Origin of the sequence: Albidovulum sp. (genome assembly GCF_041919395.1) — a bacterium.
GTDB lineage: Bacteria > Pseudomonadota > Alphaproteobacteria > Rhodobacterales > Rhodobacteraceae > Albidovulum.
This window is the reverse complement of record NZ_JAYRTX010000080.1, coordinates 1-15560: the sequence shown is the minus strand read 5'-3', so window position 1 is coordinate 15560 and position 15560 is coordinate 1. Positions and strand designations below refer to the sequence as shown.

Below are 15560 nucleotides of genomic sequence, written 5' to 3'. Positions count from 1 at the left end.
GACAATCCCTGCCGAAGGCGGCAGAATTGCGGCGCAGGCGGCACTGGCGCGTGTCGAATGCCCGTGTCGCAGGGCACGACAAGGACCGCGTGTGACCCGGGGCCTCCGTCCTGCGAAAGGATGAGACCGCGGGGGCGCGTCCCCCGCCGCACCGCCGGCCCGGCAGATGCCGCCCCGGACCGCCGCTTGGATGATGGTCGCGGGCGCCCGGGCGGCGCGCCCGTTACTGATCCAGGAAGCTCCGCAGCTTCCTCGACCTCGACGGATGCTTCAGCTTCCTGAGCGCCTTGGCCTCGATCTGCCGGATGCGTTCCCGCGTCACGCTGAACTGCTGGCCGACTTCCTCAAGCGTGTGGTCGGTGTTCATGCCGATCCCGAAGCGCATCCTCAGGACCCGCTCCTCGCGCGGCGTCAGGGACGCGAGCACGCGGGTCGTCGTCTCCTTCAGGTTCTCCTGAATCGCCGAGTCGAGCGGCAGGATTGCGTTCTTGTCCTCGATGAAGTCGCCAAGCTGGCTGTCCTCCTCGTCGCCGATCGGCGTCTCGAGCGAAATCGGTTCCTTGGCGATCTTCATCACCTTGCGGACCTTCTCGAGCGGCATCTGCAGCTTCTCGGCCAGTTCCTCGGGCGTCGGTTCCCGCCCGATCTCGTGCAGCATCTGGCGCCCCGTCCGCACCAGCTTGTTGATCGTCTCGATCATGTGGACGGGGATCCGGATCGTGCGGGCCTGGTCGGCGATCGACCGGGTGATCGCCTGCCGGATCCACCAGGTCGCGTAAGTGCTGAACTTGTAGCCGCGGCGGTACTCGAACTTGTCCACGGCCTTCATCAGGCCGATATTGCCTTCCTGAATGAGATCAAGGAATTGCAGGCCACGGTTGGTGTATTTCTTGGCAATCGAAATTACCAGACGCAGGTTCGCTTCGACCATTTCCTTCTTGGCCTGCCGGGCTTCCTTCTCGCCCTTCTGGACCTGGTTGACGATGCGGCGGAACTCCTGGATGTCGACGCCGACATACTGGCCGACCTGGGCCATGTCGGCGCGCAGATCCTCCACCTTGTCCTGGCTCTTCTCGACCAGGGCCTGCCAGCCGCGACCCGATTTCGCCGCCATCCGGTCGAGCCAGGTCGGGTCGAGCTCGTAGCCGCGGTATTCGTCGATGAACTCGCGGCGGTTGATGCGCGCCGCGTCGGCGAGCTTCACCATCGCCGAGTCGATCTGCATGATCTTGCGATTGATGCCGTAGAGCTGGTCGATCAGCGCCTCGATCCGGTTGTTGTGCAGGTGAAGCTCGTTCACCAGCACCACGATCTCGGATCTGAGCTTCTGATAGGCGGTCTCGTCGGCCACCGTGAAGGTGCCGTCCTCGTTCAGCGTGGCCGACATCCGCTGGTCCTGCATTTCGGCCAGCCGGGAATAGTCGCGCGCGATGTTCTCGAGGATTTCCAGCACGCGCGGCTTCAGTGCGGCTTCCATCGCCGCGAGCGACATGTTGGAGGCCTCGTCGTCCTCGTCCTCGTCCTCGGCCCGCATGATCGGGTTGCCATCGGCGTCAAGCTCGGGCTCCGCTTCGTCGCCTTCGGCCTTGCGGGGGGCAGCTTCCCCCCCGTCGACGACGGGAGCCTCGATGTCGCCCTCCTCGTCGAGCGAGCGGCCGAAGGTCGCCTCCAGGTCGATCACGTCGCGCAGGAGGATATCCTCGTTCAGAAGCTCGTCGCGCCAGATCGTGATGGCCTGGAAGGTCAGCGGGCTTTCGCAGAGCCCGGCGATCATCGTGTTGCGGCCGGCCTCGATGCGCTTCGCGATGGCGATTTCGCCCTCGCGCGACAGAAGCTCCACCGTCCCCATCTCGCGCAGGTACATCCGCACCGGGTCGTCGGTCCGGTCGAGCGTCTCGCCCGCCGAGGTGGCGATTGCGACCTCGCGCGAGGTCGATGCCTCCACCACGGCGCCCGCGGCACTCTCGCCTTCCTCGGCCTCCTCCTCCTCGATGACGTTGATGCCCATCTCGGAGAGCATCGACATCACGTCCTCGATCTGCTCGGAGGAAACCTGTTCGGGCGGAAGGGCGGAGTTGAGCTGGTCGTAGGTGATGTAGCCGCGCTCGCGCGCGTCGGCGATCATCCGCTTGACCGCGGCCTGCGACATGTCGAGCGTGTGCTCGCTGTCGTCGGCTTCCGGCTTCTGCTCGTCGGTATCCTTGGCGGCCATCGGGGCTCCTTCCTGGCGGGCGACTCGGGCGCGGGGCGAATCGGCTCGACCGTCTTAGCGAATCACGGCGGCGAATCACAGAGGCGGCGGCCCCGCGTTCGCGGCCTTCAGGGTTTCTTCTTCTCCCAGACGGCCGCGTCGATGAGCCGCTGAAGCCCGGCCGAGAGAGCACCGCGATCCTCGCCCATGTCGCTGTCGTCGTCGAGTTTCGACCGCTCCGCCCGGTGCCGTGCCTCGGCCGCCTGGCTCAGCCGCCATGTCAGGCCCTCGTCGGCAAGCCCGGCGAGATCCTCCATCGCCTCGGCCACCTCGGCCTCCATGCCGCGTCTGGCTTCCAGCTTGGCGAGTTCCTCGGCAAGGCACATCTCGGCAAAGTCGTAATCGTCCGCATTGCGCACCGGGGGGGCGATGCGCACATGGGTCAGCGCGAAGAGCTTTTCAAGCTCGGCGCCGGCTACGCGCGCCACTCTTTCCCGCAAGGAACCGGGATCGCCGTCATGCGCGGCCGAGAGAACCGCATTGCGCAGGCGCTCGTGGCTCGCGTCCCGCAGGTGAAGCGTTTCGAACTCGCTCTCGAAGCGGGTGACACAGGCCGGATGCGTGATCGCGATGGCGAGAATCATCGCCTCGCGCAGATAGTCCTCGACGTCTCCGACCCGGGCGGCGGCGAGGAGCGAGGCCCGCGTGCCCGGCAGGGGCTCGGCCGGGGCACCGGAACGGAACCGGTGCGCGCCCCCCTCCGTCCGCCGCGCCGCCCGTCCCTGCGGCAGAGACCGGCCGGCCGCGAAAAGTTCCCAGCGCAGCCGCTTGATCTCATCGCCGTAATGCGCGCGGATCGAGGGGTCGGCAATGCGCCGGATCGCCTCGCGCAGGATCTTGTCGAGCGCCGCCTTCCGTTCGGGACTGTCGAAGACACGGCTCTCGGTCTCGCGCCGCCAGAGCAGGTTCACCATCGGTTCGGCCCCGTCGATGGCTGCCGCCATCGCCTCGCGACCGCGGCTGCGGATGAGATCGTCGGGGTCGAGACCCTCGGGCAGGATGACGAAGCGCAGGCCCTGCCCCGCCTTGAGCAGGGGCAGCGCAAGATCCACCAGCCGCGTGGCCGCGCGGATGCCCGCGGTGTCGCCGTCGAGCATGATCAGGGGTTCGGGGTGAATGCGCCAGAGAAGCTGAAGCTGGTCTTCCGTGATCGCGGTGCCGAGCGGGGCCACGGCCGCCTCGAAGCCGGCGCCCACGAGCGCGATCACGTCCATGTAGCCCTCCGCCACGACAAGCCGCTGGCCCTTCCCGGCCGCCTCGCGCGCGGGCCCGTGGTTGTAGAGCGTGCGCCCCTTGTCGAAGAGCTCGGTTTCGGGCGAATTGAGGTACTTCGCGCTGTCGGCGGGGTCCATGGCCCGGCCGCCAAAGGCGATGCAGCGGCCGCGCGCATCGCGGATCGGAAACATGATGCGGTTTCGGAAGACATCGTAGGGCGCCTTGCCCTTCGTGCTGGCCTTCGCCAGTCCGGCGTCGAGGATGAGATCGTCGGCAATGCCCTTGGCCTTCAGATGGTCCCAGAGCCCCTGCCATCCTTCCGGCGCAAAGCCGATCTCGAACCGATCCTGCGCCGTCTCGGACAGCTTGCGCCGCGCCAGGTAGTCGCGCGCCGCCGCCCCGGCCGAGGTTCTGAGCTGCAGCCGGTAGTGGCGGACGGCCTCCTCCATGACCTTCGCAAGCTCGCCGCGCCGGTCGGCGCGCTCGGCCGCCTTCGGATCGGCCGCGGGCATCGCCATCCCGGCCGCGCGCGCCAGCGTCTCGACCGCCTCCATGAAGGGCATGGCCTCGGCTTCCCGCAGAAAGCTCAGCGCATCGCCCTTCGCGTGGCAGCCGAAGCAGTAGTAATAGCCCTTGCGGTCATCGACATGGAAGGACGCAGTCTTTTCCTGATGGAACGGGCACGGCGCCCAGAAGTCGCCCTTGGCCTGGTTCGACTTGCGCTGGTCCCACGTCACCTTGCGGCCGACGACGTGACTCAGCGTCGTCCGGGCACGAAGCTCGTCGAGGAAACCGGGGGGCAGACTCATCGGCCGAATATCGGCCCTTCGATCGCCGCGAGCAAGGGGCCGTAGGCCCGCTCCGCCGCGGTCAGCCGAGCGCCGCGCGGGCGCAGAGCGCCTTCATCGCCACCGCAAGTTCATGGACGGCCGACCCGGCCATGGAACGGAAGACCATGATCTGGAACGCCTGCGGACCCTCGCGCATCAGCACCATCATCATATGGTTGAGTCCGCTCCGGGCCACCGCGCCTTCGGGAAAGGCCGCAACCCGAAGATCGAGAGGCACGAGGCGCGCCAGCACGGCCTCGGCCCCCGGGCCCTGAAGCCGCATCCGCGCCCAGCCGTCCGACTGGTCGGTCAGCGCGGCAAGTCCCGCCAGCCCCTCGGGCGCGGCCGCGACAAGGAACGCCTGGCCGCGACCGGTCCAGAGGCAGGCGGCCTCGCCGGCGCGGACCGACTGGCCGGGGCCGGGCCAGCCGAGCCCGAGCTTCTTCAGCGCCGTCCCCACTGCCTTCTCCTTGCCGGCAAAGGGCGCGACGGAGGTCACGGGGGCGAAGGGCAGCTCGCTCAGCCCGACCTCGGGCAGGATAACCGGCAGCAGCCCCTCGCAGGCGGAGGTCTCGATGAGCCTAGGCACGGGCGCGCCCTCCCTCGGGGTCGAAGAATACCGGATGCGTCACCTCGCACAGGACCTCCGCCTTGCGCAGGTGGTCCACGAGCTTCACCCGGCCGCCGATCCGCGCCCGACCGTCCTTCAGGAAGGCCAGCGCGAGGTAGCTGCGCAGCGTGGGCGACCAGCAGACCGAGGTGACATAACCTCGGTCGTTTGACGAGACCGCCGCCGTCCCCTCGTCGAAGAGATGCGCGCCCGCGGCAATGGCGCGCCCGGCCGGAATCGGCCTGAGGCCCACGAGCTGCTCGCGCTCCGGCCCCGTCAGTCCGGGCCGCTGGCTCGCGGCCTTTCCGATGCAATCCTTCTTGGCGCTCACCATCCCCTGCAGTCCGATGTCGAAGGCGGTCACCCGACCGTGGATCTCTGCATGTGTGATGAAACCCTTCTCGATCCTGAGGACATTGAGCGCCTCCATCCCGTAGGCCCCGCCGCCGAGGCTTTCCGCCCGCGCCACGATATCCCGCCAGAGCGCCGCGCCGAAACGCGCGGGCACCGCGATCTCGTATCCCGCCTCGCCGGAGAAGGAGATGCGGAATAGCCGCGCCTCCACTTCCATCACGCGGACCGGCCCGCAGGAGAGGAAGGGAAAGGCTTCGCAGTCGATCGGCGCTTCCAGGACCGAATTGAGCAGCTCGCGCGCCAGCGGGCCAGCCACGGCGAACTGCGCCCAGCTCTCGGTGACCGAGATCATCCGAACGTCCCAGTCCGGGCAATGCGCCTGGTGGACGAAGTCGAGGTGCCGCATGACCTGTCCCGCCGCGGCGGTCGTCGTGGTCATCAGGTAGTGGCCCTCGCCGAGGCAGGCGGTGGTGCCGTCGTCCATCACCATGCCGTCCTCGCGCAGCATGAGGCCGTAGCGGACCCGCCCCGGCTTCAGCGTCGAGAAGGTGTTGGTGTAGACGCGGTCGAGGAAGCGGGCGGCATCCTTTCCCTGGATGTCGATCTTGCCGAGCGTGGAGACGTCGGCCACGCCGACCCGTTCCCGCACCATCCTGACCTCGCGGTCGCAGGATTCGCGCCAGGTCGCCTCGCCCGGTCGCGGGAAATAGGCGGCGCGATACCAGAGCCCGGCCTCGATCATCGGCGCGCCGCGATCCCGCGCGGCGCCATCGGAAGTCGTGCGCCGTTGGGGCGCGAACCCCCGGCCCTGCCCGCCCGCGCCCATCGCGGCGATGGAGACGGGCGTGAAGGGCGGTCGGAAGGTCGTCGTCCCGGTCTCGGGGATTGCCCGGCCGGTCGCGTCGGCAAGGATGGCCAGCGCCGCGACGTTGGAGTTCTTTCCCTGGTCCGGCGCCATGCCCTGCGTCGTGTAGCGCTTCATGTGCTCGACGCTGCGGTAGTTCTCCTGCGCGGCAAGCCGCACGTCCTTCGTCGTCACGTCATTGGCGAAGTCGAGCCAGGCGCGGTGCTTCGGCTCCGGCACTTCCCAGTACGCACGGATGCGCACGCCCGCATCCTCGGCCTGCGGCAGATCCGTCGGCGGCGGCCGACGTCCCAGATGCTCCAGTGCCGCCTCGGCCGCCCCGACGCCCTCCGCGAGGCAGGCGTGGGTCGAGAAGGCGCCGTTCGCGGCCCCGGCGGCGGTGAGCCCCGGAACCATGCCGGCGCGGGGCACGAAGGCCGCGAGGTCCTCGCGCCAGTCGGGCCGGCCGTTCATGTGGCAGGCGAGGTGCAGCGCCGGGTTCCAGCCGCCCGAAACCGCGAGGCAGTCGCTGACGATGCGCGAGACCTTGCCCTCGCGGTCGGCGATCACAACCTCGCGCAGGCCCCGCCGGCCGGCCGTGTCGATGACGCGGCAGCCGGCATGGACGGGGAAGTCGCCCGGCACGGCGACATCCTCGCGCACGTCGACAAGCGCCGCGATGCGAACGCCTGCCGCAGAGAGGTCGCGCGCCGTGCGGTGGGCGTAGTCGTTGTTGCCGAAGACCGTGACCGACTTGCCGGCCGCGACACCCCAGCGGTTGAGGTATCCGCGCACCGCGCCCGCGGTCATGATCCCCGGCCGGTCGTTGTTGGCAAAGGCGATCTGGCGTTCGTGCGCCCCCGAGGCGAGCACGGCGCGCCTCGCCACGATCCGCCAGAAGCATTCGCGCGGCAGGTCGCCCGAGGGGTTGGCAACATGCAGGCCCACCCGTTCCAGGGCGCCGTAGGTGCCGCCGTCATAGGCGCCGGTCACCGTGGTGCGGGGCATCAGGCGGACATTCGGAAGCGCGGAAAGCTCGGCCAGCACCTCGGCCGCCCAGTCCGCGCCGGGACGGCCCGCGATCTGGTGCGACTCGAGCAGGAGCCGTCCGCCCATGCGGCTGTCCTCCTCCGCGAGGATCACGTCGGCACCAGCACGCCCCGCCACGAGGGCGGCCATGAGGCCCGCGGGACCCGAGCCGATGACGAGAATGTCGCAGAAGGCCCAGGCCTTCTCGTAGGCCTCGTCGCTCGACTTCCCCGACAGCGCGCCGAGCCCCGCCGCGCGACGGATCAGCGGCTCGTAGAGGCTTTCCCAAAGGGCTTTCGGCCACATGAAGGTCTTGTAGTAGAAACCTGCGCCGAAGAAGGGCGCGAAGAGGTCGTTGCACTCCATGAGGTCGAGCCCGATCGACGGCCAGGCGTTCTGCCCGCGCGCCTCTAGCCCGGCATGAATTTCCTGCACCGTGGCGCGCACATTGGGCACCTGGCGGGCGCCCCGTCCCAGGGTGACGAGCGCATTCGGTTCCTCCGACCCGGTCGTCATCACGCCGCGCGGCCGGTGGTACTTGAACGACCGGCCGAAGATGCGGATGCCCGAGGCGAGGAGCGCGGAGGCCAGAGTGTCACCGCGAAAGCCGGTGTAGTCGCGGCCGTCGAAGCGGAAGCCCACAGTCTCCGACCGGTCGATGAGTCCCTTGCCGGCGATCCTCATGCCCGCCGTCCCCTTCCCTTCGGCGCCGCAGGGGGCTCGCGCTCCGCCACGAGGCGCGTGGCGGTGACCGCGTGGCTCACCGTGTCGCGCGTGACCTCGATCCAGGCCGAACAGCCAAGCTCGTGGTACCAGAGGTCGCGCGTCTCGCCGGCCGGGTTGTCCCGCAGGTGGAGGTAGTCGTCCCAGGCTTCCGGCCCGGCATCCGCCTCCGGCCGGTCGGCATAGACGGCGGCGCCGTAGTAGGTGAACTCGCGCCGGTCGCGTTCGCCGCAAAGGGGGCAGGTCAGGCGCATGGTCGGTCTCCCCTGGCGCGGCCCACCTCCCGCCCCATCCCTCCCAACGCGGGGGAAGGAAGCGCCGATTGCGCCGTCTCGCGCAGCGCGGCACCCTCCCCCTGGTGGGGAGGGATGGGGTGGGGGGATCGGTCCGGGCACATCATCTCAGTGCAAATTGTGCTGGCTGCCGGTGCCTTCCTCGTCGAGGAGGTGCCCGGTCAGGAAACGGTCGAGGCGGAAGCGGCGCGCGACGGCGTGGCTTTCTCCGGTGGCCATCAGATGCGCCATGCACCAGCCCGAGGCGGGCACGGCCTTGAAGCCGCCGTAGTTCCAGCCGCAGTCGATGTAGAGCCCGCCGACATCGGTCCGGTCGATGATCGGCGAGCCGTCGGGTGTCATGTCCATGATCCCGCCCCAGGACCTGAGCACCTTCGCCTTGCCGATCATCGGCATCAGCGTCATGCCCGCCTCCATCACATGCTCCACCATCGGAAGGTTGCCCCGCGCGGCATAGGAGGCATAGAAGTCGAGGTCGCCGCCGAAGACGAGCCCGCCCTTGTCGCTCTGCGAGATGTAGAAATGCCCCATGCCGAAGCTTACCACATGGTCGATCACGGGCTTCAGCCCCTCGGTCACGAAGGCCTGGAGTATATGGCTCTCGATCGGCAGCCGCATCCCGGCCATCGCCGCGACCTGGCCCGACCGCCCCGCGACGACGATCCCTACCTTCTTCGCCCGGATCGCCCCGCGCGTGGTCCGGACGCCGCGCACCCGGCCGCCCTCGATGTCGATCCCGGTCACCTCGCAGTTCTGGACCAGGTCCACGCCCCGCCGGTCCGCGCCCCGCGCATAGCCCCAGGCGACCGCGTCGTGCCGCGCGGTGCCGCCGCGTGGGTGGTAGAGCCCGCCGTAGATCGGAAAGCGCGTCTGCTCGAAGTCGAGGTAGGGCAGATGGCGGCGCACCCCTTCGCGGTCCAGGAGGATCGCGTCGTCGCCCTGGTTGACCATCGCGTTGCCGCGCCGCGCGAAGGCGTCGCGTTGGCCGTCGGAATGGAAGAGGTTGATGAGCCCGCGCTGCGAATGCATCACGTTGTAGTTCAGCTCCGCCTCCAGCCCCTCCCAGAGCTTCAGCGAGTGGGAATAGAATTCCTGGTTGCCGGGCAGGAAGTAGTTGGCGCGCACGATGGTCGTATTGCGACCGACGTTGCCGCCGCCGAGGTAACCCTTCTCGAGGACCGCGATATTGGTGATGCCGTGGTTCTTCGCCAGGTAGTAGGCGGTTGAAAGCCCGTGCCCGCCGCCGCCGATGATGACGACCTCGTATTCGTCCTTCGGCGCGGGATCGCGCCAGGCGGGGCCCCAGCCCCTGTTGCCCGAGAGCCCCTCGCGGATGACCCTGAGCCCCGAATAGCGCATCGTCCCCTCCGTTCACGGATCGCCCTGCCCCGCCGGCAGTGAAACGGCCCCGCCGGCAGATTTCAACGCCCGAGCGGGCTTGCCGCGCCTTTCCGCGACAGAATGTGTCGCTGGACGGCCGAAGACGAAAAAACCCGGCCGGTTGGACGGCCGGCCGGGCGGCTGCCGCATCGCGATGAGGGAAGGTCCCCGCCCAGGCGGTATCGGGACGGATGATCTCGGCGCGCGAGACGGCGAAGTCCCGAGCCTGCGCTTCCGTGACGAAGCGGTTTACCGACAGATTCCGCTCGGCGTCATGCCCCGCGCGACAGCCGGGCCGACCTTGCGTCGTCACTGGCCCGGGGTGCTACTCGGCCCAGTCCCAGGGTCGCGTGAACTCGCCAAGCTTGTGCCTGAGCGCGTCCTCGTCGACTGGACCCGTGCGTTCGATTCGTGCGACGAGCCCGCGCTTCCGGTCCTCGACGACCTCGCGCACCCGCACGGCAAGGCCCGCCTCGGCCAGCGCGGCATCGTAGACACGCCGGATCGCGAGCTTCCGCAGGTCGGGCTTGAAGATCTTTCCCACCGCCGTTTTCGGCAGTTCGGGCAGTATCTCGACATGCTTCGGCACCGCGGCGCGTTCGTGGATATGGGTCCGGGCATACTCCATCAGGTCCTCGACCGTCACCTCTGCACCCTTCACGAGTTCGACGTAGGCGCAAGGCAGCTCGCCTGCGAAGGCATCGGGCTGGCCGATGGCGCCGACGAAGGCGACTGCGGGGTGGCCCATCAGCGCCTCCTCGATCTCGGCCGGGTCGATGTTGTGGCCGCCGCGGATGATCAGGTCCTTCGCCCGGCCGGTGATCCAGAGATAGCCGTCCGCGTCGATCCGGCCGAGATCGCCGGTCCTCAGGTAGCGGCCCTCGGCAAAGAGGTCGCGGTTCTTGTCCACTTCGGTGTAGGTGGAGCCCTCGAAGACGCCGGGGTTGGAGACACAGATCTCGCCCACCTCGTCCACGGCGCATTCCTTCCGGACGCCGCCGTTGCCGTCAGTGTGCAGGATTCGGACATTGCAATAGGGCAAGGGCACGCCGACCGATCCGACCTTCTTCTTGCCGTCCACCGGATTGCAGGAGACCAGGCAGGTGGCCTCGGTCAGGCCGTAGCCCTCGGCGATCTGCACGCCGGTCGCCTTCTCGAATCGGTTGTAAAGCTCGAGCGGCAGGGGTGCGGAGCCCGAGATCGCGATCTTGAGCGAGGAGACATCGGCATCGACCGGGCGCTGCATCAGCGCTGCAATGGCGGTGGGCACCGTGATCAGGAAGGACACGCGCCAGCGCTCGATCAGCTTCCAGAAGTTGTCGAAGACGCCATCGCCCCGATAGCCCGCAGGCGTCGGCATGACCATGTGCGCGCCGCTCGCGATCACCGACATCAGGACCGGATAGGCTGCGAAGACGTGAAAGAGCGGCAACGGGCAGATCAGCACGTCGGTCTCGTCGAAGAGAAGCCGGCCGCCCAGCCAACCGTTGTAGATCATGCCGGAATACTTGTGCTGCGCGACCTTCGGCATACCGGTCGTGCCGCCCGTGTGGAAGTAGGCCGCGACCCGGTCGCCCGCGCTGTCGGCGAAGCTCAGCCGGTCGGCGGGCTGGCGCGCGCATTCGGCGGCGAAGTCCCGCACGCGGGCCTTGTGCAGGGCGGGATTCTTCGGCCGGACGAAGGGCACGATCCAGGATTTCGGCGGCCCGAGGTAGCGATTCAGATCGACTTCCAGCACCGTCTGGACGTTCGGGGCCAGCGCCACGGCGGCGGCGGCCTTTTGCGGAACATCGGTCTTCGGGAAGGCCTTCAGCGTCACCAGCACCTTTGCCTTCGTCTCGCGCAGGATGGCAGCGATCTGCTCGGGATCGAGGAGGGGGTTGATCGGGTTCACGATGCCCGCGACGGCCCCGCCAAGCAGCACCGCCGCCGTCTCGAGGGTGTTGGGAAGGAGGTAGGCGACGGTATCCCCTTCGCCGACACCCAGGCTGCGGAAGAGGTTCGCGGCCTGCGTGATCCGGCCGAGGAACGTGTTCCAGGTCCATGTCTCGGCCCTCGACTTCGGGTCCGAGAGCAGCTGGAAGCTGATCGCCGGACGGGCGCCGTGGGCGTCGCGCGTGCGGCTCAGGAACTGGTAGATCGTGACCGGAAGGTCGCGCTCCGCATATGGCAGTTCGCGCTCGACGGCATCACGGTCGGCGACCCCTGAAAACTTCCCCATGAACTCCTCCCCTCGCCCGCTCCGCCGGGCTTCTCATTGGGTCGAAGGATGGGGGCAAACCGGGCAGCGGGCAAGAGTGACGCTTGGTCCCGACCGGGCCGGGACGCCGCGTCACGGATGCCGGCCGGTCGGGGCAGGATCACTTCTGCGGGATGCGCAGCACCTGGCCGGGATAGATCTTGTCGGGGTGCTTCAGCATCGGCTTGTTCGCCTCGAAGATCTCCATGTACCGGTTGGCGTTGCCGAGCGTCTTCTTGGCGATGGCCGACAGCGTGTCGCCCTTGGCGACGGTATGGAACACGGCCGCCGTGGTATCCTCGTCGTGGCTCGTCTCCACCTTGGCCACGCCTGCGACGTTGCCCACGGCGAGGATGACCTTTTCCTTCATCTCGGGGCTCACGGCCTTGCCCGCGACCTTGACCGTGTCGCCCTCGACCTTGAGGTCGAGCCCGGACGCGTCGAGGCCAAGATCCTCGATCTCCTTCTTCAGCGCCGCTTCCGGCGCCTCGGCCGCCTCAGCCGCGCCGCCGCCGAGAAGCTTCTTTCCTGCGTCCTTGACGAAACTCCAGACACCCATGGTCGTCTCCAATACTACCTGACTCGAGATGGCGCGAGGAACACCTCGCCCCCGGTCGGACTATCGGCCGCGGTGCCGCGCGAGGCAACCCGCAACGCTACGGAACCATTGCCGCGCTGCTGGCACCTGCCGGGATCACGCCGCCCCGGCCCCTTCGGTGAACTGGAGCCGTGCGAGGCGGGCGTAGAGCCCGTCCTCGGCCACGAGGTCGTCGTGGGTGCCGCTCGCCACGATCTTGCCCGCGTCGAAGACGACGATGCGGTGGGCCTTCTTCACCGTGGCGAGCCGGTGCGCCACGATCAATGTCGTGCGGCCCCTGGCAAGTTCGTCCACCGCGCGCTGCACCGCGCGTTCGCTTTCGGCATCGAGCGCCGAGGTCGCCTCGTCAAGAAGGAGGATCGGCGCGTCCCGCAGGATCGCGCGGGCGATGGCGATGCGCTGCTTCTGCCCGCCCGAGAGCATCACGCCACGCTCGCCGAGAAAGCTCGCATACCCTTCGGGAAGCGCCGAGATGAACTCGTGCGCGGCCGCGGCGCGGGCAGCGGCCTCCACCTCGGCGTCGGTGGCATCCGGCCTGCCGTAGCGGATGTTCTCGCGCGCCGAGGCGGCGAAGATCACCGGATCCTGCGGCACCAGCGCAATGGCGCGTCGGAAGTCGGACCGCGCCATGTCCGAGAGCGCCACGCCATCGATGGTGATGCGCCCCCGGTCGGGGTCGTAGAAGCGCAGGAGAAGCTGGATCACCGTCGTCTTGCCCGCACCCGAGGGACCGACGAGCGCCACAGTCTCGCCGGGCCGGACGTGCAGGTCCACGCCTTCCAGCGCGGACTGGTCCGGCCGAGTCGGGTAGTGGAAGGTCACGTCGTCGAAGACGATCTCCCCCGTCGCTGGCCGCGGCAGGGCGACCGGCTCCGCCGGGTCGCGCACGCTGTCGGCGGCGGCGAGAAGCTCCACGAGCCGCTCCGTCGCCCCCGCCGCCCGCTGCAACTCGCCCCAGATTTCCGAAAGCGCCGCAACCGAACCCGCTGCCATGACCGCGTAGATGACGAACTGAACAAGCTCGCCCGGGCTCATCGCGCCCGCCCGCACGTCGCGCGCACCGATCCAGAGCACGCCGACCACGCCGGCGAAGACGAGGAAGATGACGATGACGGTCATCGCCGCCCGGGTGCGGATGCGCGCGCGCGCGGAGTCGAAGCTTTCCTCCGTCACCCGCGCGAAGTCGGCGCGTGTGGCCGTCTCGTGGGTGAATGCCTGCACCGTCTGCACCGCCGAAAGCGCCTCGGACGCCGCGCCTGAGGAGGCGGCGATCCAGTCCTGGTTCTCGCGGCTGAGCCGCCTCAGCCGCCGCCCCTGCGTGATGATCGGCACGATCACCGCCGGGACGATGAGGAAGACGAGCCCCGTGAGCTTGGCCGAGGTCAGGAGCATCATCACCATGGCGCCGAGAAGGATCAGGAGATTCCTGAGCGCGACCGATACGGAAGAGCCGATCACCGACAGGATCAGCGTCGTGTCGGTGCTGATCCGGCTGACGACCTCGCCGGTCATGATGCGTTCGTAGAAGGCCGGGCTCATCCCGATCACGCGGTCGAAGACCGCCTTGCGGATATCGGCCACCACGCGCTCGCCCAGCCGGGTGACGAGGTAGTAGCGCGCCCCGGTACCGAGCGCGAGCAGCGCGGCAATGACCATGGCACCGGCGAAATAGCTGTCGAGCAGGGCCGCGCCGGAATTGAAGCCGTCGATGACCCGGCGTACCGCCACCGGCAGCAGAAGCGAGATCGAGGCCGTGAGGACGAGCGCCGCGCCCGCCATGACGACGAGCCCGCGATAGGGCGCGAGAAAGGGCCTGAGCCCGCCGAGCGCACCCACCCGCTTCGCGGCAGCCCTGTCCTCCGCCGTCATGTCCCGTCGCGCCATGCCCATCCTCCCGGTGGCTGGGGTTCTGCGCCGGGGTTTAGGGGCAGGCGCGCCCCGGGGCAAGGGCGCCAACGCCGCAGGCGCTGTCGCCGCAGCGCGGCAGGAAGCCGCCGGGCGCCTCCCCCGTCCGTCGCCCGGGTTGCGGCCGGGGCGGGCTTGCGGCTAGGCTGGAACCGACGCCCCGCCCCGGCGCAACGGAGACGGAGGACATGGTGACGACCCATTCGGCCGAGAACGCCCGCGACCTTCAGTCGCTGCTCCGCAAGGCGGGGCCGCGTGACACGATCGAACTCAACGGCCAGTTCGGTGAGGTGCGGCTCGCGGGTATACGGCCGGAGGCAACGGTGACGCTCCGGGCCGCCAAGCCCGGCGCGGCGCATTTCGAGAAGCTCATCCTCGGCGACTGCGCCAACATCGCCTTCGCGGGGCTGACGATGTGGCCGCTCGCGCCGGTGCCGCGCGTCGACCGCAAACTCTATCTGATCCACGCCTATCCCGACTGCGCCGGCATCGAGGTCTCCGACACGCTCTTCCGCGGCCGCGCCGACAGCGACAACCACGCCAAATGGACGCTCGCCGACTGGACCGAGGCGAAGATCGGTGCGGCGCTCCTGCGAGGGCCGAACAGCGTCATCCGCAACAACGCCGCCATCGGCGTGAACTTCGGCTACGGTGTCAGCGGCAAGAACTCCGAGATATTCGGCAACCTCATCTTCGGCTTTTCCGGCGATGCCTTCCGCGCCACCGAGGACAACTGCGTCGTCATCGGCAATCGCGCCACCGACGCGATGCAGGTCGACAAGAACCACTCCGACGCCTTCCAGGCCTTCAAGACCTCCGGGCTGCTCAATGGCCTCGTCGTCAAGGACAACGTGCTTGTGGAATGGACGGTCCGGCCCGACAATCCCTTGCGCGCGAAGATGCAGGGGATCAGCTTCCATGGCGGACCCTATGCCAACGTGATCGTCCGCGACAACAAGGTCGCGACCACAAGCCCGAATGGCATTCACCTGAACCAGGTGAACAATTTCGAGGTCACCGGCAACCGTGTGCGCAATGCCGACGGCCAGCGCGGACGGATCCCGCGGATATGGATCGACCACTGTTCGGGAAACATGTTGCTCGCCGACAACGAGGCGGAGAACTACACGCTCCAGCGCGGCCTCGGCGGGCCGAGGAATCGCGAGCCGGACTATTCCGTGCGCTTCTGAGGGGCTGTCGAAGCGCGGGATTTCCTGGAGCGGGTAGCGGGGGCCAAGCGCCCGTTTTGACTTGTTGCGATCCGTATAGTTTCTCCGTTTTTCCAAACG

Annotated in this window: 10 protein-coding genes; 1 reads left to right on the top strand and 9 read right to left on the bottom strand. The window is 68.5% G+C overall.

Annotation, left to right across the window (positions count from 1 at the left end; translation table 11 throughout):
* Positions 1-223 precede the first annotated feature (223 nt).
* The 9 genes from rpoD to ACMUOO_RS12985 form a co-directional block, all read right to left on the bottom strand.
* Positions 224-2212, bottom strand: coding sequence for an RNA polymerase sigma factor RpoD (rpoD, locus tag ACMUOO_RS13025; protein ID WP_301919522.1), 1989 nt, complete (start codon positions 2210-2212; stop codon positions 224-226).
* 107 nt (positions 2213-2319) lie between these two features.
* Positions 2320-4275: a DNA primase gene (gene dnaG / locus ACMUOO_RS13020; RefSeq protein ID WP_301919523.1), complete on the bottom strand. Its 1956-nt coding sequence runs from the start codon at positions 4273-4275 to the stop codon at positions 2320-2322.
* 61 nt (positions 4276-4336) lie between these two features.
* Positions 4337-4885, bottom strand: a complete 549-nt coding sequence (locus tag ACMUOO_RS13015; RefSeq protein ID WP_301919524.1) for a sarcosine oxidase subunit gamma — start codon at positions 4883-4885, stop codon at positions 4337-4339.
* The gene (locus ACMUOO_RS13010; protein WP_301919525.1) at positions 4878-7817 is read right to left on the bottom strand and encodes a sarcosine oxidase subunit alpha family protein; all 2940 of its coding nucleotides are present in this window, start codon (positions 7815-7817) and stop codon (positions 4878-4880) included. Before ACMUOO_RS13010 ends, ACMUOO_RS13015 begins: the two co-directional genes overlap by 8 nt.
* Positions 7814-8110: a sarcosine oxidase subunit delta gene (locus ACMUOO_RS13005; RefSeq protein WP_301919526.1), complete on the bottom strand. Its 297-nt coding sequence runs from the start codon at positions 8108-8110 to the stop codon at positions 7814-7816. The genes ACMUOO_RS13010 and ACMUOO_RS13005 overlap by 4 nt, the downstream gene beginning before the upstream one ends.
* 147 nt (positions 8111-8257) lie before the next feature.
* Positions 8258-9508: a sarcosine oxidase subunit beta family protein gene (locus ACMUOO_RS13000; RefSeq protein ID WP_301919527.1), complete on the bottom strand. Its 1251-nt coding sequence runs from the start codon at positions 9506-9508 to the stop codon at positions 8258-8260.
* A 346-nt stretch (positions 9509-9854) separates the two neighbouring features.
* Entirely contained in the window at positions 9855-11750 is a 1896-nt protein-coding gene (locus ACMUOO_RS12995; RefSeq protein WP_301919528.1) for an acyl-CoA synthetase, read from the bottom strand.
* A 139-nt stretch (positions 11751-11889) separates the two neighbouring features.
* Positions 11890-12327, bottom strand: coding sequence for a peptidoglycan-binding protein LysM (gene lysM, locus ACMUOO_RS12990; RefSeq protein ID WP_301919529.1), 438 nt, complete (start codon positions 12325-12327; stop codon positions 11890-11892).
* Between the two features lie 135 nt (positions 12328-12462).
* A complete protein-coding gene (locus ACMUOO_RS12985; RefSeq protein ID WP_301919530.1) occupies positions 12463-14250 on the bottom strand; it encodes an ABC transporter transmembrane domain-containing protein in 1788 nt (595 codons plus the stop codon).
* A gap of 212 nt (positions 14251-14462) precedes the next feature.
* On the opposite strand from ACMUOO_RS12985, the gene ACMUOO_RS12980 reads away from it, so the two are divergent.
* Complete coding sequence (locus tag ACMUOO_RS12980) at positions 14463-15461, top strand: hypothetical protein (RefSeq protein WP_301919531.1); 999 nt, start codon at positions 14463-14465, stop codon at positions 15459-15461.
* The last annotated feature ends 99 nt before the right edge of the window (positions 15462-15560 follow it).